21 protein-coding genes and 1 tRNA gene are annotated in these 23,475 nt (G+C 66.8%); 11 read left to right on the plus strand and 11 right to left on the minus strand.

The genetic code is table 11. The annotated features are described in order from the left end of the window. Nucleotides 1–24 precede the first annotated feature (24 nt). The 5 genes from argE to FPY90_RS04330 form a co-directional block, all read right to left on the minus strand. Nucleotides 25–1,197 (minus strand): acetylornithine deacetylase, encoded by a 1,173-nt coding sequence (gene argE / locus FPY90_RS04310; protein WP_286135420.1) that lies wholly within the window; start codon nt 1,195–1,197, stop codon nt 25–27. A gap of 409 nt (nt 1,198–1,606) precedes the next feature. Then, complete coding sequence (locus tag FPY90_RS04315; RefSeq protein WP_083411308.1) at nt 1,607–2,695, minus strand: ribonuclease HI; 1,089 nt, start codon at nt 2,693–2,695, stop codon at nt 1,607–1,609. Between the two features lie 131 nt (nt 2,696–2,826). After that, nucleotides 2,827–2,902 (minus strand) — tRNA-Val (locus FPY90_RS04320). Between the two features lie 120 nt (nt 2,903–3,022). Next, nucleotides 3,023–3,571: a redoxin domain-containing protein gene (locus FPY90_RS04325; protein ID WP_498684023.1), complete on the minus strand. Its 549-nt coding sequence runs from the start codon at nt 3,569–3,571 to the stop codon at nt 3,023–3,025. Further along, on the minus strand, nt 3,519–3,893 hold the full coding sequence (locus tag FPY90_RS04330) for a DUF3052 domain-containing protein (protein ID WP_139194884.1): 375 nt from the start codon (nt 3,891–3,893) through the stop codon (nt 3,519–3,521). Before FPY90_RS04330 ends, FPY90_RS04325 begins: the two co-directional genes overlap by 53 nt. A 375-nt stretch (nt 3,894–4,268) precedes the next feature. Between FPY90_RS04330 and aceE the strand changes: the two genes are divergently transcribed. The 6 genes from aceE (at nt 4,269) to fabF (ending at nt 12,367) form a co-directional block, all read left to right on the plus strand. Continuing rightward, nucleotides 4,269–7,016 (plus strand): pyruvate dehydrogenase (acetyl-transferring), homodimeric type, encoded by a 2,748-nt coding sequence (gene aceE, locus FPY90_RS04335; RefSeq protein ID WP_498684024.1) that lies wholly within the window; start codon nt 4,269–4,271, stop codon nt 7,014–7,016. Nucleotides 7,017–7,199: 183 nt separating this feature from the next. Next, nucleotides 7,200–8,465: a PucR family transcriptional regulator gene (locus FPY90_RS04340; protein WP_071215388.1), complete on the plus strand. Its 1,266-nt coding sequence runs from the start codon at nt 7,200–7,202 to the stop codon at nt 8,463–8,465. A 77-nt stretch (nt 8,466–8,542) separates the two neighbouring features. Next, nucleotides 8,543–9,466 carry an ACP S-malonyltransferase gene (locus FPY90_RS04345; protein ID WP_071215387.1) on the plus strand — a complete coding sequence of 308 codons (924 nt, stop codon included), beginning with the start codon at nt 8,543–8,545 and terminating at the stop codon, nt 9,464–9,466. A gap of 14 nt (nt 9,467–9,480) precedes the next feature. After that, entirely contained in the window at nt 9,481–10,536 is a 1,056-nt protein-coding gene (locus tag FPY90_RS04350; protein WP_498684026.1) for a beta-ketoacyl-ACP synthase III, read from the plus strand. Nucleotides 10,537–10,634: 98 nt separating this feature from the next. Further along, nucleotides 10,635–10,880, plus strand: coding sequence for an acyl carrier protein (locus FPY90_RS04355; RefSeq protein ID WP_007271483.1), 246 nt, complete (start codon nt 10,635–10,637; stop codon nt 10,878–10,880). Between the two features lie 248 nt (nt 10,881–11,128). Continuing rightward, nucleotides 11,129–12,367, plus strand: coding sequence for a beta-ketoacyl-ACP synthase II (fabF, locus tag FPY90_RS04360; protein WP_071215385.1), 1,239 nt, complete (start codon nt 11,129–11,131; stop codon nt 12,365–12,367). Between the two features lie 600 nt (nt 12,368–12,967). Here the strand turns inward: fabF and FPY90_RS04365 are convergent. From FPY90_RS04365 to FPY90_RS04375, 3 genes are all read right to left on the minus strand, one after another. Continuing rightward, the gene (locus FPY90_RS04365) at nt 12,968–13,471 is read right to left on the minus strand and encodes a DUF3145 domain-containing protein (protein ID WP_071215384.1); all 504 of its coding nucleotides are present in this window, start codon (nt 13,469–13,471) and stop codon (nt 12,968–12,970) included. A gap of 132 nt (nt 13,472–13,603) precedes the next feature. Continuing rightward, nucleotides 13,604–14,503: a tyrosine recombinase XerC gene (locus FPY90_RS04370; protein WP_498685505.1), complete on the minus strand. Its 900-nt coding sequence runs from the start codon at nt 14,501–14,503 to the stop codon at nt 13,604–13,606. 154 nt (nt 14,504–14,657) lie between these two features. After that, nucleotides 14,658–15,956, minus strand: a complete 1,299-nt coding sequence (locus tag FPY90_RS04375; protein ID WP_498684028.1) for a DNA-processing protein DprA — start codon at nt 15,954–15,956, stop codon at nt 14,658–14,660. A 374-nt stretch (nt 15,957–16,330) separates the two neighbouring features. On the opposite strand from FPY90_RS04375, the gene FPY90_RS04380 reads away from it, so the two are divergent. From FPY90_RS04380 to FPY90_RS04400, 5 genes are all read left to right on the plus strand, one after another. Continuing rightward, a complete protein-coding gene (locus FPY90_RS04380; RefSeq protein ID WP_071215382.1) occupies nt 16,331–17,263 on the plus strand; it encodes an ABC transporter substrate-binding protein in 933 nt (310 codons plus the stop codon). A 141-nt stretch (nt 17,264–17,404) separates the two neighbouring features. Beyond that, nucleotides 17,405–18,472 carry an ABC transporter ATP-binding protein gene (locus FPY90_RS04385; RefSeq protein WP_498684029.1) on the plus strand — a complete coding sequence of 356 codons (1,068 nt, stop codon included), beginning with the start codon at nt 17,405–17,407 and terminating at the stop codon, nt 18,470–18,472. After that, entirely contained in the window at nt 18,469–19,203 is a 735-nt protein-coding gene (locus FPY90_RS04390) for an ABC transporter permease (protein WP_498684031.1), read from the plus strand. Before FPY90_RS04385 ends, FPY90_RS04390 begins: the two co-directional genes overlap by 4 nt. Continuing rightward, on the plus strand, nt 19,200–19,862 hold the full coding sequence (locus FPY90_RS04395) for an ABC transporter permease (protein ID WP_071215379.1): 663 nt from the start codon (nt 19,200–19,202) through the stop codon (nt 19,860–19,862). The genes FPY90_RS04390 and FPY90_RS04395 overlap by 4 nt, the downstream gene beginning before the upstream one ends. Before the next feature lie 128 nt (nt 19,863–19,990). Next, entirely contained in the window at nt 19,991–20,467 is a 477-nt protein-coding gene (locus FPY90_RS04400; protein WP_498685506.1) for a GNAT family N-acetyltransferase, read from the plus strand. Nucleotides 20,468–20,713: 246 nt separating this feature from the next. Here FPY90_RS04400 and FPY90_RS04405 read toward each other — a convergent pair whose 3' ends face one another. The 3 genes from FPY90_RS04405 to FPY90_RS04415 all read right to left on the minus strand — a co-directional run bounded on the left by FPY90_RS04405 (nt 20,714) and on the right by FPY90_RS04415 (nt 23,473). Further along, nucleotides 20,714–22,264 carry a YifB family Mg chelatase-like AAA ATPase gene (locus FPY90_RS04405; RefSeq protein WP_498684033.1) on the minus strand — a complete coding sequence of 517 codons (1,551 nt, stop codon included), beginning with the start codon at nt 22,262–22,264 and terminating at the stop codon, nt 20,714–20,716. Next, nucleotides 22,261–22,620 (minus strand): YraN family protein, encoded by a 360-nt coding sequence (locus FPY90_RS04410; RefSeq protein WP_498684034.1) that lies wholly within the window; start codon nt 22,618–22,620, stop codon nt 22,261–22,263. The genes FPY90_RS04405 and FPY90_RS04410 overlap by 4 nt, the downstream gene beginning before the upstream one ends. Nucleotides 22,621–22,795: 175 nt before the next feature. Then, nucleotides 22,796–23,473 (minus strand): hypothetical protein, encoded by a 678-nt coding sequence (locus FPY90_RS04415; protein WP_498684036.1) that lies wholly within the window; start codon nt 23,471–23,473, stop codon nt 22,796–22,798. Nucleotides 23,474–23,475: the final 2 nt, after the last annotated feature.

Raw genomic sequence — 23,475 nt, forward strand, 5'->3', positions numbered from 1 at the left:
GGCGCCGTGAAGTCGCGGTGCGAATCAGGCGCTCAGTTCGGTGATGAGGTTCTCGATGAAGGCCTCGCACGCGGCGATCTGTTCGAGTTCGATGTATTCGTCCGGGGCGTGGGCCTGGGCGATGTCGCCGGGGCCGCAGACCACGGTGGGGATGCCTGCATTGAAGAACAATCCGGCCTCGGTGCCGTAGGTGGCCTTGTCGGGGCTGGGCGTGCCGCCCAGTTTGGCCGACAGGGCCACGATTCCCGCATCTTCCGGGGTGTCCAGACCGGGGGTCTGTGCCAGCACCGTGAAGTCCACGCGGGCGGCCGGGTTCTGCTGCTGCAGTTCCCCTTCGATGCGCTTGGCCTCGGCGCGGTAGCGTTCGATCAAGGCGCCCGGGTCATCGGCACCGATCGAGCGGAACTCGAAGTGCAGGGTGCATCCGGCCGGGATGGTGTTGACCGCGATGCCGCCGGAGATCTTGTTCACCGTAGTGGTGGTGTACGGGACGATGAAGGCCTCGTCGAAGGGACCGTCCTGCTTGAAGCCCCGCGCCAGGGAGTCGACGAAGCCGGTGAATTCGGCCGCGGCGGAAATCGCGTTGACGCCCTGGGTGGTCAGCGAGGAGTGTGCCGCGACGCCGTGGAAGTCCACGCGGATCACGTTGACCGACTTGTGGCCGCGGACCACGCGCATGCTGGTCGGCTCCCCCACGATGCACCCGCGCGGGGCCAGGCCCGCCTCGGTGATGGCGGCAACCAGGTCCACGGCGCCGAGGCAGCCGACCTCCTCGTCGTAGGAGAAGGCCAGGTGGATCGGCTCGTTCAGCTTGGCTGCCGCGATCGAATCGAGCTTGGCCATGATCACCGCAACGAAGGACTTCATGTCGCAGGTGCCGCGTGCGTACAGCTTGCCGTCGCGGACCTCGGGGGTGAACGGATCGCTGCTCCAGTCCTGCCCGTCGACAGGCACGACGTCGGTGTGCCCGGAGAGCACGATGCCGCCGGTCCGGGTGCCGTCGGCGGCCGGGATGGTGGCCAGCAGGTTTGCTTTGTCGCCCTCGGCGTTGTGCACCAGGGTCGAGGCGATGCCCAGGGCTTCGAGCCGTCCCACGACGTAGTCGATCAGCGGAAGATTGGTGTCGCGGCTCGTGGTGTCGAAGCCGATCAGCTTCGTGATCTCGGCCATGGTCGATGCGCTGGGTGCTTGTGGCACTGCTACTCCTCGTGTTCGTGGCGGAGGCCCGGTTGCCAAGGGGAAAACTGAAATGGGCCGCAAAAAGTCTCTCATCGCTAGCGGTCGGGCCCTTGAACGATGAATGTGCAACGTAACAACCAACACCGATCTGGAGCACCTGACCACTTTATTGTAATGAGGATCACCAATTTTGCCCCCTGGCTCCGTGCCGTGCGCCGTCCGGCGTGGGACGACGCGGACAGCCGTGGCCCACGAAGGTCCGTCGTCACAGGAACCGCTGCGCCGATCGACCGCCCTGCAGGGATGCCGGAGTCCCAATGCAAGGGCGGATCCCTCCGGGTTGGCCCTTCGCGCGCGGCAGCCAGTCCAATGGATCAATATCTAGGGGTTCCGGGGTCGGGTCGTTTGCCTCGCGAGCAGGGGCAATTCAGCGCCCCGCCGCCTGCACGTAGCCGTCCGCGCCCCGAAAATCCGCGCGGACGGAGTCAACCCGACGCCAGAGCTCTTCCTCGACAAGGTGTTGCGGTTGCTTGGCTGCAAGCCTTGCCAGGTTCGCAAGTTCGTCTGCGGCTTCGTTCAAGGGGTGGCCCACATGGCCCCTGACGTATTGGAATTCCACCTCGGCTTCCACAGACGACCAAGCCTGCAGGAAGCGGGCACGTGCATCGTCGCTGATCCCGCAATAACCAGGTTTCGGCACCAGGTTCGCCGCAAGCGTTCGCGCCATTTTGAGGGCATCCTTGCTGTCACTGAGCACCATCGCATGATGGGTTGAAACACCGCAAAGCATTTCCATGGCCAGGATGACAGCCTCGAATTCCATCTGTCCGATCTTGGTGTCGCTGTGCCACGACCGGATGCACACGTCCCCGCGGTTGCTGACTACGCCCACTCCGCTGGCCCCTTGCGGATCCAGGGACGCATCGGCGGCCAACACCATTTGGTTCGTGTTCGTGCCACTGACATCCAGGTATTCGGGCCACCAGTAATGTTTCTCGGTCGCCGGGTGCTGAGGGACCGGTTCGGCCGTCCTCAGTGCCGCGCGTTGCTCCGGGCGCAAGAGTCCTGCACGGATGGCGTCTTGGCTTTGCCGCTGGCTTTTGTGCGCCATCTCCGGAATCAGGATGCCCACGGCACGGTTTCGAGGGTCCAAGCCGCGGGTGACGGGCGTTCCGGTTTCATGCAACCGAGCAGCAACGCCACCGCGTTTGCTGGGGACTGCCAACCAGGCTGGAGCCCCGGCATCGCAGACCACCCGATGGATGTCGGCCAGGATTTCGTCCATGGGCCGCGGATTCTTGGTTTCGCCATGGTGGATCCGAGCGCCGGTGCGGATGTCGTGGGCGACCACGATCCAGCGCACCAGGCTTTTCTTTTCCCAGCTGTTGGACCACGAGGCAAAGGCGACATGAACCAACGCATCCAGAAGCTTGTCGTTCGGTTCGCGCGGAACGGCGGCGCGGTTGTATTCGCGCTTAAGGATGTCCCCACTGGCGAGGGCAAGCACATTTTCCATGTGACCAGTCTGCGCGCCGCTACCGACACTTAGTCGCGGCGTCCACTGTTGCCCGACAGTGCGCCGAAGGCACAGAAACTGATACCCGCCTCGACCCAGGAAGGGTCCTGGGTCACGGGGCGGGCATCTATTGGTGGGCCCTACCGGGATCGAACCGATGACATTCACGGTGTAAACGTGACGCTCTACCAGCTGAGCTAAAGGCCCTTGGCACTACTGAATTCTTTTGGTTGACGTTCCGCCGGAAGTGTTCGTGACAAGAATATGACTGTTGGCAATGTACCCGCCCGAGCTGTCGAAATAGACGCAAAGATTCTTCGACAACAATTAGGTGAGTAGGTCCATCGCCTCTCGGTAGCGCGCGATGGCGCGCGCCTGATGGATAGGTGAACTAAAGGAATCCACCACGCGTCCCTCTGCGATGAGGAACGTGTGCCGCGTTGCCGCGCCGGACTCGAAGTTGAATGCGCCGTAGCTGCTTGCTACGGCACCGTGTGGCCAGAAGTCGGCCAGCAGATCAAACCCGAATCGGGCTTGGTCCGCATAGGTGCGCAGTGCGTACTTGTGATCCACCGAGACACCCATGATGCGGGTGTTTCGTGCGGCAAATTCTTCGCGCACTTCTTCCAGTTCTTCCAGTTCCGACCCGCAGACCGCGGAGAACGCGAACGGATAGAAAACCAGGAAGTAGGCCTGCTCCCCCAAGGACCGGGACTCGATGAGTTCACCGTGTTGGTTGGGAAGGGCGAAGCCCGGGGCCGTTTGACCGGCCCGCGGCGGCGAGGAGGGACTCCCCGTCGCCGTTTGAGATGGTTCCACAGCGCTAGTTCTTGCGGCGCGCAACAAGTCGAGTGGCCGACCAATCCTCGGAAACACCCTCGGTGTTGGTCACGTGGAGGCCCGCGGTGGGTGCATCGGCCTGGATCGAGGCAGGTGAAACGTATCCGTCTCGACCCGACTTCGGGGTCAAGAGCCATACGACGCCCTTTTCATCCAGGCTGACCAGCGAATCGACCAGGGCATCAATCAAATCCCCGTCGTCATCGCGCCACCAGTAGATGATTCCGTCGACTACCTCGTGGTCTTCCTCTGTCAGTAGTTCGGAACCCACTGCGTCCTCAAGGGAATCGCGCAGATCAAAGTCCACATCGTCGTCGTACCCGAGTTCCTGAATCAGGTCCCCGTCTTTGAAGCCCATTTTCTGTGCGGCTTCGTGCTTTGCCGGTGCGGCGTCGCTCACGTCACTCCTCCTGCTGCTGTAAAGCGTCTGGTAACAACCAAACACCCTTTTGGCCTTCCCATCAAGCGCAAAGCCTTCAACACGCCGAAATAGTGACGACTTCGACCCGCATTCGGCTCTCGGCACATTCGCCGTGTAACTTCAAAAGGTCGCATGTGTTTAGCCCGGATACGTTTTGGGTCGGCATGCGCATTAGAGTGTAATCGGCGGTCCGCGACCAACCACCCTTGGGGAACGGGCCAAACCTTTGGCGCTAGCAACGCCACTGTGGGTTGGAGATGCTTACTTGCGCCCAATGCACAGTCCCCGCTGTACCCCCATAACGAGGAGAAGATGGACGTGGCTGTAGAGGAACATATTTCTCACATCCGTAGCGGCTTGACCAGCCAGTTGCCCGATCGGGATCCGGAGGAGACCGCCGAATGGATTGAGTCCTTCGACGATCTGGTCGAAACGCAGGGCACCGAGCGTGCCCAGTACATTGTTCGTTCACTGCTACAGCGCGCAGGCGCCAAGAGTGTGGGCGTCCCCATGGTTACCACCACGGACTACGTGAACACGATTCCGGTGGACCAGGAACCAGAGTTCCCGGGTGACGAGCAGATTGAACGACGCTACCGAGCTTTCATGCGCTGGAACGCCGCGGTCATGGTGCACCGCGGGCAGCGCCCGGGCGTCGGAGTGGGCGGACACATCTCCACCTACGCCGGTGCCGCAACCCTTTATGAAGTGGGCTTCAACCACTTCTTCCGCGGCAAGAGCCACCCAGGCGGAGGCGACCAGGTCTTCTTCCAGGGCCACGCCTCCCCCGGAATGTATGCCCGCGCGTTCCTCGAAGGACGCCTGAGCGAAGAGGACATGGACGGCTTCCGCCAGGAGAAGTCCCGCAAGGGCCATGCCCTGCCGTCGTACCCGCACCCGCACTCGCTGCCGGACTTCTGGGAATTCCCCACCGTGTCCATGGGCATCGGCCCGATGAACGCCATATACCAGGCGCAGTCGAACCGCTACCTGCAGAACCGCGGCATCAAGGACACCTCGGACCAGCACGTCTGGGCCTTCCTGGGCGACGGCGAGATGGACGAGCCCGAATCGCGCGGCCTGCTCCAGCTGGCTGCCAACGAGAAGCTAGACAACCTCACGTTTGTGGTCAACTGCAACCTGCAGCGCCTCGACGGCCCGGTTCGCGGCAACGGCAAGATCATGCAGGAACTTGAGGCATTCTTCCGCGGTGCGGGCTGGAACGTCATCAAGGTTGTCTGGGGCCGCGAGTGGGATGCCCTGCTCGACAAGGACGAAGACAACTCGCTGGTCGACATCATGAACCAGACCCCGGACGGCGACTACCAGACCTACAAGGCCGAAAACGGCGCCTTCGTCCGCGAGCACTTCTTCGGAAAGTCCCCGCAGACCAAGGAAATGGTTTCGGACCTCACCGACGAGCAGATTTGGAACCTGAAGCGGGGCGGCCACGACTACCACAAGGTCTACGCGGCCTACAAGGCAGCCACCGAGTTCAAGGGCAAGCCGACGGTCATCCTGACCAAGACGGTCAAGGGCTACGGCCTGGGCCCGCACTTCGAGGCGCGCAACGCGACGCACCAGATGAAGAAGATGACGCTGGCAGACCTCAAGGCCTTCCGCGACCACCTGCGCATCCCGATCACCGACGAGCAGCTCGAAGCCGACCCGTACCTGCCGCCGTACTACCGTCCGACGCAGGATTCTGCCGAGTACAAGTACATGATGGAACGCCGCAACGAGCTCGGCGGCCCCGTGCCGTCGCGTCGCACCAAGTCCAAGGAGATCCACCTCCCCGAGGACAAGGCCTACGACACCGCCTCCCGCGGTTCGGGCAAGCAGCAGGCGGCCACCACCATGGCCTTCGTGCGCCTGCTCAAGGACCTGATGCGCGACAAGGAATTCGGCAAGCGTGTCGTCCCGATCGTGCCCGACGAGTCGCGCACCTTCGGCATGGATGCCTTCTTCCCGACCGCCAAGATCTACAACCCGGCCGGACAGAACTACCTCTCTGTTGACCGCGAACTGGTTCTTGCCTACAAGGAATCCCCTGCCGGGCAGCTGATCCACCCGGGCATCAACGAGGCCGGCGCCGTCGCGGCGTTCACCGCAGCGGGCACCGCCTACGCCACCCACGACGAGCCGTTGATCCCGATCTACGTGTTCTACTCGATGTTCGGCTTCCAGCGCACGGGCGATGCCTTCTGGGCAGCCGGCGACCAGATGGCCCGCGGGTTCATCATGGGCGCCACCGCCGGTCGCACCACGCTGACCGGCGAGGGCCTGCAGCACGCGGACGGGCACTCCCCGATCCTTGCCTCCACCAACCCGGCCGTGGTCACCTACGACCCGGCATACGGCTACGAGATCGGCCACATCGTCAAGGCCGGCCTCGAGCGCATGTACGGCGGCAAGCACGAGGACCCGAACGTGATGTACTACATCACGATCTACAACGAGCCCTACCAGCAGCCCAAGGAGCCGGAGAACCTCGACGTCGCCGGAATCCTCGGCGGCATCTACCAGGTCTCCCCGGCGACCGTCGACGGACCGCGTGCCCAGCTGCTCGCCTCCGGCGTGGCCGTCCCGTGGACCATCGATGCCCAGCGCATGCTCGCCGAGGACTGGGGAGTGTCGGCCGATGTCTGGTCCGTCACCTCCTGGAACGAGTTGCGCCGCGACGGCCTGGAGTGCGAGGAGCAGTCGTTCCTCGACCCGAGCGCCGAGCCGCGTGTGCCGTTCGTTGCCCAGCAGCTGGCCGGTGCCACCGGCCCGGTCGTTGCGGTCTCGGACTACATGAAGGCAGTGCCTGACCAGATCCGGCAGTTCGTGCCCAACGAATTCGCCACCCTGGGCGCCGACGGATTCGGTTTCTCCGATACCCGCGCCGCGGCACGTCGCTTCTTCAAGATCGACGCGCACTCGGTGGTTGTTCGCACGCTGCAGATGCTGGCCAAGCGCGGGGAGGTCGACGCCTCGGTGCCGGCAGCCGCCTTTGCCAAGTACAAGCTCGACGACGTGACCGCCGGCACCAGCGGCAACGCGGGCGGCGACGCCTAGTTTCCCGCGGCACGTGAGCACCGGCGGTGGCGCGGCTCCCCCCTTGGCGGGGAGCCGCGCCACCGCTTTTTTACGTGCATTTCCCGGCTTCGGCACCCGTTCCCGCAGCCGTGCCGCTTCGCGGCCTGGTTGTGCGAAGCCTACAAAATAGTTCACCGGGCCGATGATGCGTATGCTCGTTCTATGAGTGATGAGCAAACGCCGAATCCTGCCCAACGGATCCGGCCCTTCCGGCAAGCCAAGGCCAGCCCGGAAACCCTCAAGCGGCTCAAGCAGCACCTGGGCGTGCTCTCCACCGTGGCCCTGAAGCACCTTGACCAGTCCCTTCCCTGGTACCGCGGCCTGCGCCCCGAGGAGCGGGCGGCCCTGGGCCTGGTGGCCCAGAAGGGCATCGCCTCCTTCGTCTCCTGGTACGAGCGGCCCACCACCTCGCCGCAATGGGTGCTCAACGACGTCTTCGGTGCGGCCCCCACGGAACTGACCCGGTCCATCAGCCTGCAAAAGGCCCTCCAACTGATCCGCACCATCGTGGAGGTCGTCGAATCCCAGGTCCCGGACATCGCCCCGGAATCCGAGCACACCCAGCTGCGCGAAGCGGTCCTGCGCTACTCGCGGGAGGTCGCCTTCGCCGCGGCCGACGTGTACGCCCGGGCCGCGGAGACCCGCGGGGCCTGGGATTCACGGCTCGAGGCGCTTGTGGTCGATGCGGTGATGCGCGGCGAGTCGCAGGATTCCCTGCGCTCGAGGATTGCGGCCGTGGGATGGAAGTCGCACGAGAACATCCTGGTGATGATCGGTGCCACCCCGGTCTCCTCGCAGGTCGGATTCGTCAGCGAACTCCGCCGCGCCGCCGCCCGCTACGCCCGCGACTCCCTGGTCGGGGTCCACGGCGAACGAGCCATCTTGATGCTCGGCGGGGTGGAGGCGGACCGTGCCGGAATGGACCGTCTGGCCTCGTTCTTCGGCGAGGGCCCGGTGGTCTACAGCCCGCTGGCGCCCACGCTCAAGGAGGCCTCCGCCAGCGCCAAGGCCGCCTTTGCCGCCATCGCCGCGGCCAAGGCCTGGCCGCTGGCCCCGCGCCCCGTGGACGCCGACGACCTGTGGCCCGAGCGGGTCATGAACAACGACACCGAGGCGCGCGAGGCGCTGGTCTCGGGGATCTACAACCCGCTGATCAAGGCCGGAAACGGGCTGATCGAGACGCTTTCGAGCTACCTGTCGCTGGGCCACTCGCTGGAAGGGACGGCCCGCGAGCTGTTCGTCCATGCCAACACCGTGCGCTACCGGCTCAAGCGGGTCTGCGACGTCACCGGCTGGGATCCGCTGGTGCCGCGCGAGGCCTTCGTGCTGCAAACCGCGCTGGTGGTCGGCCGGCTGGACACCGAAACATCTGCGAACTTGCCCGAAACGCGGCAACCGGTGCCGCGCAAGGGCCCCGCCACCTTGTAGGATTCATACAAAAGCATGCCGACAAGTCGGTGTGTCAAAACAGCCGTCGTGACCGACTTCTTTGGAAAGCTGGAGTAGTGCTAGCAATCGTGTGCCCTGGACAGGGCTCCCAGACCCCCGGATTCCTTTCCCCATGGCTTGAGGTCCCGGGTGTTTCCGAGCATCTCGCCGGACTCTCCGCCATCACGGAACGCGACCTGACCGCCCACGGGACGGTCTCGGACGAGGAGACCATCAAGGACACCGCGGTGGCCCAGCCGCTGATCGTGGCCGCGGGCCTCGTGGCCGCCCGCGCCCTGTTTGGCGAGGCACTACCGGCCAACACCGTGCTGGCCGGACACTCCGTCGGCGAGATCACCGCAACCGCACTGGCCGGCGCGCTGTCCGAGCAGGACGCCATGGTCTTCGTGCGTGAACGGGCCAACGCCATGGCCCTGGCCGCCGCGGCAACCCCGACCGGCATGGCCGCAGTCCTCGGCGGGGACTCCGAGGAAGTCAACGCGTCGATCATCGCCGCCGGGCTGACCCCGGCCAACGCCAACGGCGGAGGCCAGATCGTTGCCGCCGGCACGCTGGAGCAGATCGAGGGCTTCGCCGCCAATCCTCCGGCCAAGGCCCGGGTCATCCCGCTGAAGGTCGCCGGCGCATTCCACACCCACCACATGGCCCCGGCCGTGGCGGTGCTGGAGGAACTCTCCGCAACGTTGGAGGCCAAGGACCCGAGCACCACGCTGCTGTCCAACTACGACGGCGCCCCGGTCACCGGTGGTGCGGCCAACCTCGCCTCGCTGGTTGCCCAGGTCTCCCGCCCGGTGCGCTGGGACAAGTGCATGGAGCAGATGGCCGCACTGGGCGTCACCGGGATCATCGAGCTGGCCCCGGCAGGAACGCTGGTGGGCCTGGCCCGCCGCGGCCTGAAGGGCGTGCCCACTCTGGCCCTGAAGTCCCCCGCAGACCTCGAGGCGGCACGCGCCTTCGTACTCGAACACACCCAAGCATAGGAAGTCACCGAACCATGACTGCAGTGATGAACCAGACCACCGCGCGCGAATTCAGCCGCATCCACGGTGTGGGCTCCTTCCGCCCCGATGTCATCGTCACCAACGACGACGTCTGCCAGTGGATCGATTCCTCCGACGAGTGGATCCAGCAGCGCACCGGGATCGTGACCCGTGCGCGCGCCGGTGAAGACACCTCGCTGCTGGACATGGCCGAAGGCGCGTCCCGCGAAGCACTGGCTTCGGCGGGCATCGAGGCCAGCCAGATCGGTGCCGTCATCGTTTCCACCGTGACGTTCCCCTATGCCACACCGTCCGCGGCGGCGGCCCTTGCCGATCGCATCGGGGCCACCCCGGCACCGGCCTTCGACATCTCGGCAGCCTGCGCCGGCTACTGCTACGGAGTGGCCCAGGCAGACGCCTTGGTGCGTTCCGGCATGGCCGAATACGTGCTGGTCGTGGGCGCCGAAAAGCTCTCGGACGTCATCGACAACCACGAACGCACCATCTCCTTCCTGCTCGGCGACGGCGCCGGAGCCGTCGTCATCGGCCCCTCGGACATCCCCGGGATCTCCCCGTCGGTGTGGGGTTCGGACGGCTCGAAGTGGTCCGCCATCGGCATGACCCACTCCCAGCTGGATCTGCGCGACGCGGTCCTGCAGGCCGAGTCTTCCCCCGAGGGCACCGCGCTGGTCGCCGGCACCGAGGCCCAGCTGTGGCCCACGCTGCGCCAGGACGGCCAGACGGTCTTCCGCTGGGCCGTGTGGGAAATGGCCAAGATGGCCAAGCAGGCCCTGGCCGACGCCGGAGTCACCGCCGAGGACCTGGCCGCGTTCATCCCGCACCAGGCCAACATGCGCATCATCGACGAGATGGTCAAGCAGCTGAAGCTGCCGGAGTCGGTGGTTGTCGCCCGTGACATCGCCACCTCCGGGAACACCTCCGCCGCCTCCATCCCGATGGCCATGGACCGGATGCTGAAGGAGAGCCCCGAGCTTTCCGGCGGCCTGGCCCTGCAAATTGGATTTGGCGCCGGGCTTGTCTTTGGCGCACAGGTCGTTGTCCTGCCCTAGGGTTAACCCCCAGGGACACAACCCATCATTCGGACCGCACACCTGTGGTCTGCATAGTCGTCGGGCTTGTTACCGGCAAACACAGAAAAGGAGCCATCATGGCTAGCAACGAAGAGATTCTGGCCGGCTTGGCCGAGATCGTCAACGAAGAGACCGGTCTGGAGACCGAAGCGGTCGAAATGGACAAGTCCTTCACCGAGGACCTGGACATCGACTCCATCTCGATGATGACGATCGTCGTCAACGCCGAGGAAAAGTTCGACGTGAAGATCCCGGACGAAGAGGTCAAGAACCTCAAGACCGTTGCCGATGCAGTGAACTTCATCGCTGGCGCACAGGCCTAGGCAAGGCATTGATGCCACCCCTTGAGGTACGTTCCCGATACGGGTCGTGCTTCAAGGGGTGCATCGCCCCGGCCTCCATGGCCACCGGTTTGCCGGCACCTGCCAGCCAATCCGCTTTACCGGTTTCGTAACCGATCCCCAGATTTTCGATTCAATCCGGATCCGCACCCGTTGGTGCCGCGGCCCGATGCTTGGATCGCGCGCTAGCTTCGCTAGCCGTTTCGCCCCAACCAGTAGAGAGTTTCAACATGGCTCGCAAAGTTGTTATCACCGGCCTTGGTGCCACCACGCCCATCGGCGGAGACGTCCCGACCCTGTGGGCCAACGCCCTCAAGGGTGTTTCCGGCGCCCACACGCTGCCCGATGAATGGGTTGAAACCTACAACTTGCCGGTGAAATTTGCCGCCAAGGCATCCACTCCGGCCTCCGAGGTCCTCTCCCGCGTGGAAATGAAGCGCATGGACCCTTCCACCCAGTTCGCCGTGGTTGCCGCGCGCGAGGCCTGGAAGGATTCCGGCATCGAGACGGTCGACCACGACCGCCTGGCGGTGGCGTTTGCCACCGGAATCGGCGGCGTCTGGACGCTGCTTGACGCCTGGGACACCTTGAAGGAAAAGGGCCCGCGCCGCGTGCTGCCCATGACGGTTCCGATGCTGATGCCCAACGGCCCGGCCGCGGCCGTCTCGCTGGACCTCGGCGCACGCGCCGGCGCCCACACCCCCGTTTCGGCCTGCGCCTCGGGCACCGAGGCCATGCACATCGGCCTCGAGCTGATCCGTTCGGGCAAGGCCGACGTCGTTGTTTGCGGCGGCGCGGAAGCCGCCATCCACCCGATGCCGATGGCCTCTTTTGCCGCCATGCAGGCGCTGTCCAAGCGCAACGACGACCCGGAGCACGCCTCGCGCCCATACGACATCGACCGTGACGGCTTCGTCATGGGCGAAGGCGCCGGTGCCCTGGTCCTCGAGGCCGAGGAGCACGCCATTGCCCGCGGCGCCACGATCTACGCCGAGTTGGCTGGAACCTCGGTCACCGCCGACGCCTACCACATCACCGCGCCGGACCCGGAGGGTCTGGGTGCCACCCGCGCCCTGAAGGCCGCGATGTTCGACGGTCGGATCCAGCCCGAGGACGTGGTGCACGTCAACGCGCACGCGACTTCGACGCCGGTTGGCGACAAGCCCGAGTACACGGCCCTGCGTGCGGCCCTGGGCTCGCACCTGGACAAGGTCTGTGTCTCGGCCACCAAGTCGCAGATGGGCCACCTGCTCGGCGCCTCCGGTGCCGTCGAGTCGGTGCTTGCCGTGCTGGCCGTCTACCACCGCAAGGCCCCGGTGACCATCAACCTGGAAAACCAGGATCCGGAGATTCCGTTGGATGTCGTTGTCGGCACCCCCCGCGAACTGCCCGAGGGCTCCATCGTTGCGCTGAACAACTCGTTCGGATTCGGCGGGCACAACGCCGTCGTTGCCATCCGCAGCGTCTAGCACCCTGGCGGGGCAGCACCCGCCGAACTGACAATGCCCGGGACTCGATTCGAGTCCCGGGCATTGTCGTTACCGAGGTGGGTCGGGGAAGTGCGGGGCCGGCAAGGACAACCGGCCCGAACTGCCGCAAAGGTGCGACCGTCCGTCGCCGATCGCGTCCTTTTGGGAAGCCAACTGTCGCCGGTTTTCACCGGAGCACAGCGCCTGCGGCCATGCGGGCAACGTAATGAAGGACTGCCGGGCCGCGGACCTTGAGGCCAGAGGCGGTGCCAAGCTGGTGTGCGGCAAGGGGGCTGGCGAATTCCAGTTGCCGCGGCGCATCCCGGTCGCCGGAGCGGACTGGTGCTTGCTATGCGTTTTGCGCCTGACGTCTACGACACTGGGTGGAACGGTCCCGCATCATTCCCGAAGCTGGATCGCCCGCATGCGACACGCGATGCAACCAATCGCCAATTCGCCGGATGCCTTGTCCCCGAACGATGTTCCACCTGGTTGGAATGGTGACCATTGCGTCCTGGCCGTGCCGCTCTACTGCTTTCGGCAAGGCCCGGAGGAAAGCCGTGGCTGTGCGGCGCGGATTGCCGCGGTGGGATGATCCGGCTAGATGACCTGGTGCAGCCAGCGCACGGGTGCGCCCTCGGCCGCATAGCGGAAGGGTTCGAGTTCCTCGTCCCAGGCCTCACCCAGGGCGATGGAGAGCTCTTGGTACACGATGGCCGGATCCCCGGCACCCTTTTCGTAGGCCCAGCGGATGCGTTCCTCGGAAACCATGATGTTGCCGGCGGCATCGGTGGTGGCATGGAAGATGCCCAGTTCCGGGGTGTGGGACCAGCGGCTCGAGTCGACACCGGGGCTTGCTTCCTCGGTGACCTCGTAGCGAAGGTGAGCCCAGCCGCGAAGAGCGGACGCCAAAAGAGCACCGGTCCCGGGCTTGCCGGTCCAGTTGACCTCCGCCCGGGACATGCCGGGGGCCGCGCTCTGCTCCGTCCAGTGCAGGTCGGTCCGCTGGTCGACAACGGAACCGATCGCCCATTCGATATGCGGGCACAGCGCTGAAGGGGCTGAGTGTACGAAAAGTACGCCCCTTGTCAGTGCGTCAGACATGCTTTCCTCCGATGTGCTGTTGGAACGTCTTCCCCAACGTCAACAACCCTGATTCGAAGTCCAGTAAGTCCTGTTTAGTATTGTGCATGATTATACGTCGTTCGGCCAGCGACTTTCGACCATGACTTCGGTTTATGCGCGCGGATGGGCCTTTTGGTAACTGTCCTTGAGCCGCTCGACGGACACCTGGGTGTAAAGCTGCGTGGTGGCAAGCGAGGAATGCCCTAGGATCTCCTGCACGGCACGCAGATCCGCTCCCCGGTCCAACAGGTGGGTTGCCGCGCTGTGCCGCAGTGCGTGGGGCCCGCGCGCGGCGGTGTCCCCCAGCGCCGCGAGCGCGTCCGAGACCACCTGGCGGGCCTGGCGGGCATCGAGGCGCTTCCCGCGACGACCCAGCAGCAGCGCACGGGCGGAGCCATCGGTGCGCAAGACCGGTCGGCCACGGCGCAGCCAGTCATCGAGGGCATTCAACGCCGGCTGGCCGAACGGGACGGTGCGTTCCTTGTTGCCCTTGCCGATGACCCGCAGCGTCCGCCGGTCCAGGTCGATGTCGCCGACATCCAGCGACACCAGCTCCCCCACGCGGATGGCCGTGGCATAGAGGAGTTCCAGGATGAGCTTGTCGCGGTCGGCGAGCGCGAGCTGTTCGGCGCTGGGGTCCGGCGTCTTGTCCTCCGGGGCGCGGGGTGGCTGGGGCGTGGGTTGGAAGATTCGTTCGATTTGGTTGTTTTGCAGGATGTGCGGGAGGCGTTGTTCGCGTTTGGGTGACTGGAGGCGGATGGCCGGGTTGGTGGTGATGAGGTTTTCACGTACTGCCCAGGCGAGGAAGCTGCGGATGGTGGCGGAGCGTCGGGCGAGGGTGGCGCGGGAGAGGCCGGATTCCTGGAGCGCCATGAGCCAGCCGCGCAGCAGGGTGAGGTCGAGGCCTGCCATGTTGGTGGCACCGCGTTTGGTGGCATAGGCGTAGAGGTTGGTGATGTCGCCTCCGTAGGCGCGCAGGGTGTGTTCGCTGCGTTCGCGTTCCAGGGCCATGTGTCTCAGGAAGCCGTCGCGGGCTTCATGCAGCTCGGCCGGGAGGGGCGGGGCTTCGGTTTTTTGTTCGATTGGCTCTGGCACGTCTCTACTGTCTCCCGCGCGGGGGCCCGGGGCAATGGTGCCACGCCGGTTGGTCGGCGCAGGGTGTTGCTCAGTCCGGCTGGGGGGCTCCGCGTTGGGGTTCGCGTCCGTTGGGGAAGCGGCGTATCCATCCGTTGCCGGTGCGTTGGGCCAGTGAGCGGGCCGACAGGCGGGAGAGCCCCCCGAGGATCGATCCCATGCCCAGTCCGGCGACGATGGCCAGTTGGTCCGCGGTGCGCGGGATGCGGACGGGCAGGGCGTCGAGCAGGAGGAGGTCTTGGACGGGCAGTCCGTCGTAGTCCCTGCGGTCCTCCGCTTCGGTGGTTCCGGTGTCCCGGGGTGCGGGGACCGATTCGGCGGGTGCGGGTGCGTGCACGGGGAGGTTGAGTAGTTCGATGGCTTCTGCGGCGTCGGTAACAAGGGTTGCGGCGCCCTCTCGGATGAGACGGTGGCACCCGGCGGAGTTGGCGGAGAAGACGGAGCCGGGGACGGCTCCGACCTCGCGGCCCATTTCGGCCGCGTGGTGTGCGGTGCTCAGCGCCCCGGAGCGCCAGCGGGCTTCGGAGACGATGGTTGCGGCGCACAGGGCGGCGATCATCCTGTTGCGCTGCAGAAACCTCCAGCGGCTGGGCGTCGCCCCGGGTGCCACCTCGGCGATGAGCAGGCCCCGGCGGTGGACGGCCTTGAGCAGGTCTTCATTCCCCACGGGGTAGAAGCGGTTCAGTCCCCCCGCCATCACGGCAATGGTTGGGGGCGTGGCGGGCTGGCCCGGGGCCTGGTTGGTGGGCGCGTCTTCGGCGAGCGCGGCTTGGTGGGCTTGGGCGTCTATGCCGTAGGCCCCTCCCGAGACGATGCAGATGCCGTGTTCGCGAAGCCCGTGGACGAGTTCTGCGGTGATGGTGCGTCCGTACTCGGTGGCGTCTCGTGATCCGACGATGGCGACCAGGCAGGAGGTGTCGCGCAGGATGGCCAGGTCCCCTTCTCCCCGGTACCACAGGGCCAGCGGTGCGGCGAGGCCGAGGGCTTCGAAGCCGGCGGGCCAGTGGGGGTCGTGCGGGGCGATGAGCCCTCCCCCGAGGTGGGTCATGAGCTTGAGGTCCGCTTCGGGGTCGGCGAGCGCCGCGCGTGGGCGCCAGCGTTCGAGCCCGGCGTCCAGGCGCAGGGCGGAGCGGGAGGCTCCGTGGGCGTCGAGCAGTTCTGCGACTTGTTGCTGTTCGCTGGCGGGGGCAGGTCCGGCATGGTCGTGGATGAGCCGGTAGGCGTCGATGGCTCCCGCTATCTGCACGAGGGCGGCTCCGGTTTGGTCGTTGGGTTCGATGATGTGGGTGAGGCCGGCTCGCGCCAGGATCTCCGGGTTGGTGTTGTCCATGTCGGCGTTGCTTCCCGCTGGTGTGGTGGCGTCCTCCCGGGCGTTGCGCCGTGCCCGTGCCGCTCGTGTTCGGGCAGGGGCCGTGAGGGTCTTGGTGTTCCCCCCATGGTGCGGTGGACTGCTGCCGGTGGTTCGGGAAGGGATCGCGGCGTGTGGACGGGGCGCGGGCACACGGCATTGCCGGTTGTGGGGGCAAGTGCGTCCAGCGTGCCGGCGGTAGTCGCCCGCCGGCTCCGGGATGCTCTTGGAACGGAACAAATGTTGCTTGTGGGAGTGCAAATAGGTAACGATGGGTTCAACGTCCATACCGACGGCCACGTGCTTCCGGGGGCGATCGCCTGTCGGAACAACTGAAACGAAACTAGGCACCACACATGAGAAAACAGAAGCTTCCCCTGATTGCAGCCCTGTCCGTCGTGGCCGGTTCCCTAATCCTGTCCGGGTGCTCCAATCCCACCGCGGCTCCGTCCCCCAGCGATTCGGCAAGCGGCGGCACCCTTACGGTGTCCTCGGCGAACTTCACCGAATCCGAGATCATCGGCAACCTCTATGCCGAGGCGCTGAAGGATGCGGGATTCACCGTCGAAACGAAGTTCAACATCGGGACCCGCGAGGCCTACATCCCGGCACTGTCCGACGGTTCGATCGATGTGATCCCGGACTACACCGGGAACCTTTTGCTCTTCCTGGACAAGAACGCCGACGTATCTTCGCCGGAGTCGATCCTTTCGGCCCTGCCCGCGGCGCTGGCCACCAAGAAGCTGTCCATGCTCACCGCGGCCTCGGCCGAGGACAAGGACGCGGTCGTTGTCACCCGGGCCACGGCCGATAAGTGGAACCTGAAGACGATCGAGGACCTGGTGCCGCACAACGACGAGGTGATCATGGCCGGACCGCCCGAGTTCAAGGAACGGGCCGTGGGGTTGCCGGGGCTGGAGAAGAACTACGGGTTCGCACCGGTGAAGTTCGAACCGATTTCCGATGGCGGCGGTCCGGCAACCGTGAAGGCGCTGCTTGACGGGAAGGTGACCGCGGCGAACATCTTCACCACGTCCACCGCGATCCCGGCCAACGACCTGGTGGTCCTCGAGGACCCGAAGAACAACTTCCCGGCCCAGCAGGTCGTCCCGGTCGCCGCGGAGGGCAAGCTCGACGACAAGGCCGTTGCGGCGATCGATGCGATCTCCGCGAAGCTGAGCACCGAGGAACTGATCAAGCTCAACGGGCAGGTCTCCGGGGATGCGAAGGTCGAGCCGAAGCAGGCTGCCATCACGTGGCTCACCGAGCAGGGTTTGCTGGGCAAGTAGCGCGGAATTCCGCCCTAAAACGACCGCATTAGAACGCATGTTCGATTTGGGGACGGGTGGGCTTGCCCGCCGGTGGGCCACACCCATCCCCGACCGGATTTTCGCGCCGCACCGCCACGACAAGGACCCCAAGAGACCGCAATGATCACCTTCGAATCAGTGTCCAAGCTCTACCCGGGCGGCACCCAGGCGGTCACCGACCTGGACCTGCAGATCGCCACCGGCTCCTTCACGGTGCTGGTGGGCCCCAGCGGCTGCGGCAAGACCACCTCGATGCGGATGATCAACCGCATGGTCGCACCGACCGGCGGCCGGGTCCTCATCGACGGGCAGGACGTGGCGGACATCCGTGCCGTCACCCTGCGCCTGGGGATCGGCTACGTGCTGCAAAACGCCGGGCTCTTCCCGCACCGTACGGTGCTGGACAACGTCGCCACCGTCCAACGCCTGCTGGGCCTGTCCAAGGCCGAGGCCCGCACCAAGGCCCACGAGGCCATGGAACGGGTCGGGCTGGACGCCTCCCTGGCCACCCGGTACCCGGCACAACTCTCCGGCGGACAGCAGCAACGCGTCGGGGTCGCCCGCGCGCTGGCCGCCGACCCGCCGATCCTGCTCATGGACGAACCCTTTTCCGCGGTGGACCCGATCGTGCGCCTGGAACTGCAGCAGGAGGTCGCCCACCTGCAGGCCGAAATCAAGAAGACCATCGTGATGGTCACCCACGACATCGACGAAGCGCTGACCCTCGGGGACCGCATCGCGGTGCTGGCCCCCGGCGGGGTGCTGCACCAATACGCCGCCCCGATCGACATCCTCGCCCGGCCCGCCACCGACTTCGTCGCCTCGCTGGTCGCCAAGGACCGCGGGTTCCGCACCCTGTCCTTCGAGACGCTCACCGGCCTGGGCACCACCGCCCTGCCGGTTCCCGACCCCGAGGGAATCATCGACATGTCCGCGCTGTCCCCGGGATGGAGCGTGCAGGTCAACCGCGATGCCGGCACCGCCGCGTGGATCGACGCCGACGGGGCCGTGTTCGGCCCGCACCCGCTGGTGCCGGCGGATGCCTCCCTGCGCACCGGACTGGACGCGGTGCTGGCCTCCCCGACCTCCGCGGCGCTGCTGGTGGATGGAACCGGGACCATCGGTTCCTACTTCACCCTGGCGGACCTGGGTCCGCTGCTGCGCCCCAACGAGCAGGCCCGCGCATGAACTGGCTGCTGGACAACCTGCCCCAGGCAATGGGGCTGACCGTTGAGCACCTGTACCTGAGCCTGGTCCCCACCCTCATCGGGGTCGTGGTGGCCCTGGGGCTCGGGCTGGCCTTCGGGAACCGGCCGCGTGCCCGGGCGATCATCACCGCGGTGGCCAGTGCGATCTTCACCATCCCCTCGCTGGCACTGTTCGTGGTGATCCCCTCGATCATCGGCACCCAGATCCTGGATCCGCTCAACGTGGTCATCGCCCTGGCCCTGTACTCGGCCTCGCTGCTGGTGCGCACCGTGTTCGACGCGCTGGATGCCGTGGCCCCGGAGGTGCTCAATGCCGCCGAGGCCCTGGGCTACTCCCACGCGAGGCGCCGGATCTTCGTGGACCTGCCCCTGGCCGTGGCCCCGCTGGCCGCCGGCACCCGGGTCGCCGCGGTGACCAACGTGTCGCTGGTGTCGGTGGGTGCGGTGATCGGCGTGGGTGGACTGGGCCAACTCTTTGTCTCGGGCTACCAGCGCAACTACCCGGACCAGATCCTGGCCGGAATCATCGTGATCCTGCTTGTGGCCCTGGTCTTTGACCGGGTCATCGCGGTCGCCGCCCGGCTGCTGACCCCCTGGCTGCACCAGGGTGCCGCAGCGAATTCCGGGGACGGCAAACGCCGCCGCACCAGCCCCGCACCCGTCGCCCCGGCACCGCAAGAGCTGGCCGCATCCGGGCGGGAGGCCAAATGATCAACGAAATGCTGGCCTACTTCGCCCAGGGCGCCAACTGGGCCGGGGAGACCGGGATCCCGGCCCGGCTCGGCGAACACCTCTGGTACTCGTTCCTGGCCGTTGCGGCCGCCGCGGTGCTCGCGTTCCCCGTCGGCGTGTTCATCGGGCACACCGGCGTGGGCAAGGTCTACCTGGTTTCGGCCTCCAACGTGCTGCGTGCGCTGCCCTCGCTGGGCATCATGACGCTGCTGGTGCTCTTGATGGGCATCGGGCTGCTGCCGCCGCTGGCCGCGTTGGTGCTGATCGCGATCCCGCCGATCCTGGCCGGGGTCTACGCCGGGGTCGCCAACGTCGATCCCGAGGTGGTGGACGCCGCCCGGGCCATCGGCATGAAGGACTCCCGGATCATCCTGCAGGTCGAGCTGCCGCTGGCGCTGCCGCTGATCCTGGGCGGGATGCGCGGGGCGATCCTGCAGGTCGTGGCCACCGCCACGATCGCCGCCTACGTGAACCTGGGCGGGCTGGGCCGCTACATCTTCGACGGGCTCGCGCTCTACGACTACGGCCAGGTGCTGGTCGGCGCCGTGCTGGTCACCGCGCTGGCGCTGGTGCTCGACGGGTTGCTGGCCTTGCTGGTCAAGGCCGTGTCCCCGGCCAGGCGCGCGATCGCCAGGTAGCGGGCCCCCGGTCAACCGACGCGGTCGGCGAGCGCGGCCGCGAAAAGAGAGCCGATGTGTCCTTGTCCGGTTCCAGGGAAGCCATCTGAAACACTGGTCCCATGCCACCCTTGTAACCAGATGTCGTCCTGCGCAGTTTCACCCGCGCGGACACGGAATTCTTCTCGCGCCTCGCCACGGATGGTCGCGTCACGCGTTTTGTGGGCGACGGCCGCCCCTGGGACAGCGGGGTCATCGCCGCGCGGGTTGATTCCGCGTTGGGTGGGTTTCCGCCGGAGCACCCCGAAGCCAGACGCTGGTTCATCGCGAGCCTGGGCGGGGAGCCCGCCGGGCTGGTGGTCTCCTCCCGCCACGAAGGGGCAGTTGAAATCGGCTATTGGGTGGCACCCGAGCATTGGGGCAGGGGCCTGGCCGGGAGGATGGTGGCCATGGCGATCCCTGTCGTTTGGGATGCATACGGCCCGGTTTCACTGTCCGCTCGGGTCGAGCCGGGGAACCTGGCTTCCGTTCGCATCCTGGCGCGCCACGGCTTCCGCGCCGACGGGGTGACGCCCGAGGGCCTGGCCGTGTACCGGCTCGATCACCATTCCCCAGCACGGTCTTGAACAGCTGCTGCCCCGGCCAGGGGGCGTTCGACCGGCAGGGAGCCGCCGGTAACCACCGGCCAGGGGATCGGTAGCTGCGGGGATTCCGGCAACAGCACCGAACCCCACGTCCATGTCCAAGCCATCGACGTCCGCGACGTCGACGCCGCCCGAGCGGTGCGCCTGGCATTCAGGTCGGCGCTGCCGCGCAACGGAGAGGTCATCGAGGTCCCCGCGCAGCGGTGCCAAAGCCCTATGCGGCGAGGTTCAGCCCACGTCCCCCTTGCCGTGCTGGCGCAGCTGGATCGCCACATCCACGTCCTCTGCGGTCGGGCAGGCATGGGAGTTCAAATCCGCGATGGACCAGGCAATGCGCAGCACCCGGTCATATCCGCGGGCGCTCAGCCGCAGGGACTCGGTGGCCCGGTTCAGCCCGGCCAGGGTTGCTGTCAGCAGGCGCAGGTCGTTGCGCAGGATCGCCCCGGGCACCTCGGCATTGGTGCCGATCCCCCAACGCTTGAGCCGGTCGCGGGCCGCGCCACGGGCTTCGGCGACCCGGGCGGCCACCACCGCGGAGCGTTCTCCGGTGTCGCGTCCGGCCAGCTCCCGGGCGGAGAGCTGCGGAACGAAGAGCTGCATATCGATGCGGTCCAGCAGCGGGCCCGAGAGCCGGGCCAGGTAGCGTCGGCGTTGCATCGGGGTGCAGGTGCACTCGGTCCCCTTGCCCAGGTTGCGTCCGCAGGGACACGGGTTGGCCGCCAGCAGCAGCTGGAAGCGCGCCGGGTAGCTGGCGGTGCCCGCCGCCCGGTGCAGCACCAGCACCCCGGATTCCAGGGGTTGGCGCAGCGCGTCCAGGGCCGTGGCCGAGAACTCCGGCGCCTCGTCCAGGAAGAGCACGCCCCGATGCGCCCGGGAGGCGGCACCGGGGCGCGGGATGCCGCTGCCGCCGCCGATGAGCGCGACCATGGAGGCGCTGTGGTGAGGGGACTCGAAGGGCGGGCGGCGCAGCAGCGAGGTGATGGGCGTTCCCCCGGCGGCCAACGAATGCACGGCGGTGGTTTCCAGCGCCTGGGCATCGTCGAGGTCGGGCAGCAGCCCGGGCAGGCGTTGGGCGAGCATGGTCTTCCCAGCCCCGGGAGGCCCGGTGAACAGCAGGTGGTGTCCTCCGGCGGCCGCGACCTCCAGGGCGTACTTGCCCTGGGCCTGGCCGAGGACCTCGGACAGGTCCGGCTCGGGGCTGCCTGTTGCCGACCATGCCGCGGCCTTGCGCGCGGGCGAATTGTGCCGGGCCATGTAGCGCAGCGCGAGGGGGTCGGCCCCGCAGTCGGCCAGGACCTGGGACAGGTGAGCGTAGGAGCGCACGCGGGCTCCTGCCACCAGTTGCGCCTCCGCGCTGTTCTCCTCGGCGACCACCACCGCCGGGCAGCCCGCGCGCACGGCGGCCATGACGGCGGGAAGCACCCCGGGGATCGGGCGCAGGGACCCGTCGAGCCCGAGCTCGGCCAGGTAGACGACGCCCGGGGACGGGGTGATGGCCCGGTCCGCAGCCAGTGCGGCCAACAGGATGGCCAGATCGAATCCGGAGCCGCGCTTGTGCAGCGTGGCGGGGGTCAGGTTCACCGTCAGCCTGCGGTTGGGCAGCGGGATGCCGGAGTTGCGGGCCGCGGAACGGATGCGCTCACGTGATTCGTTCAATGCCGCATCGGGCAGCCCCAGCAGGATGAAGCCGGGGATGCCGTTGCCGACATCCGCTTCCACCTCGATGAGCGCCCCGGACAGGCCCGTGAGCCCGATGCCCAGGGTGCGGGCCAGGCTCACGACTCCACCCCCACCAGGTGCTCGATGCTTGGCTGCGCACCCGGGGGCATCAGGATCGCCACCACGTCCACCCGCACGGCTCCCGGGTTGCGGCGATGGGCCACGCACCAGCGCCGCACCAGGCGCGAGAGCCTGCGCAGCTTGGCCGGGTTCACCGCCTCGGCCGGGTGCCCGAAGCCCAGCGAGCTGCGGGTCTTGACCTCCACCCCGACAACCTGGCCGTCCGTCTCTGCGACGATGTCCAACTCGCCAAGGTTGCAGCGCCAATTGCGTTCCAGCACCCTGTAGCCGGAGTTCAGCAGGTAGCTGGCGGCAAGTTCCTCGCCTTTGGCACCGAGTTCCTGGTTGTGGTTCATGGGCACACTCCTGGGTTCTCCGACCGCGATCCCCCGGGGACAGTGGAGGGGGTTGCTGGTCGGTTGGTTCCAAGGATGCACCGGGCCGGACGGCGAGCGCCGGGGCGCCGGCAGCAGTGTGGATAACCGCCGGCAGTCGCCTCCGGCGAGCGCCGAGGCACCCCAACGGGGTTTTCTATCCCCCGTAGGGCCAGGACCAGCCGCCGTCGTCCTGTGGATCGTAGGCGACCCGTCCCGCGGTGGCCGACACGTCGAGGACCAGTTTCCCGGAAACCGTCTGGCCCGGGTTCAGCACCGGCGGCAACAGCTCCGCGTCGTCGAAGCACCCCCACGCGGTCTCCGAGGTGACATTGCGGTCGGGTTTCCCGTCCGGAGCTGCCACGGCGAAGGCCTCGGCGACCAGCGGCATGCACGATTCGTCCAGGTCACCGCCGACCTTCGCCGCGACGTTGCCTGCCAGGCTGGCCTTGACCTCCAGGATGAGGAACGCGCTGCGGGTGGGCTTCAGCGGAGTCGTGCCGACGCGGGGAGTGCATTCGGCGGCCAGGGAGGCGTTGGTGACCTCGATGGTGAAGTAGCTCTTTTGGGTTTTCTCGTCGAGAAGCCCGGCTTTCTCCCCTGCCTGCTTGCGGACGTTGGCGTGCCCATCGGTCTTCACCGTGGTGCCGGTGCCCGGGTTGGATTGCGCGATTGACGGGGCCGGTCCCGCATCTGGCGCAGGCATTCCCGTGGTTGCCGGTGCGGGGGCGGGCGCAGCCTGGGACGGATTGGGAGCCGTGGTGCCCGTGCATCCGGTGGCCGTGATGCCGATGGCCGCGGCGAGGCAGAAGAACGTGGGTGCGTGGCGTTTCATGG

This window comes from Arthrobacter sp. C2 (assembly GCA_024207135.1).
Classification (GTDB): domain Bacteria; phylum Actinomycetota; class Actinomycetes; order Actinomycetales; family Micrococcaceae; genus Paeniglutamicibacter.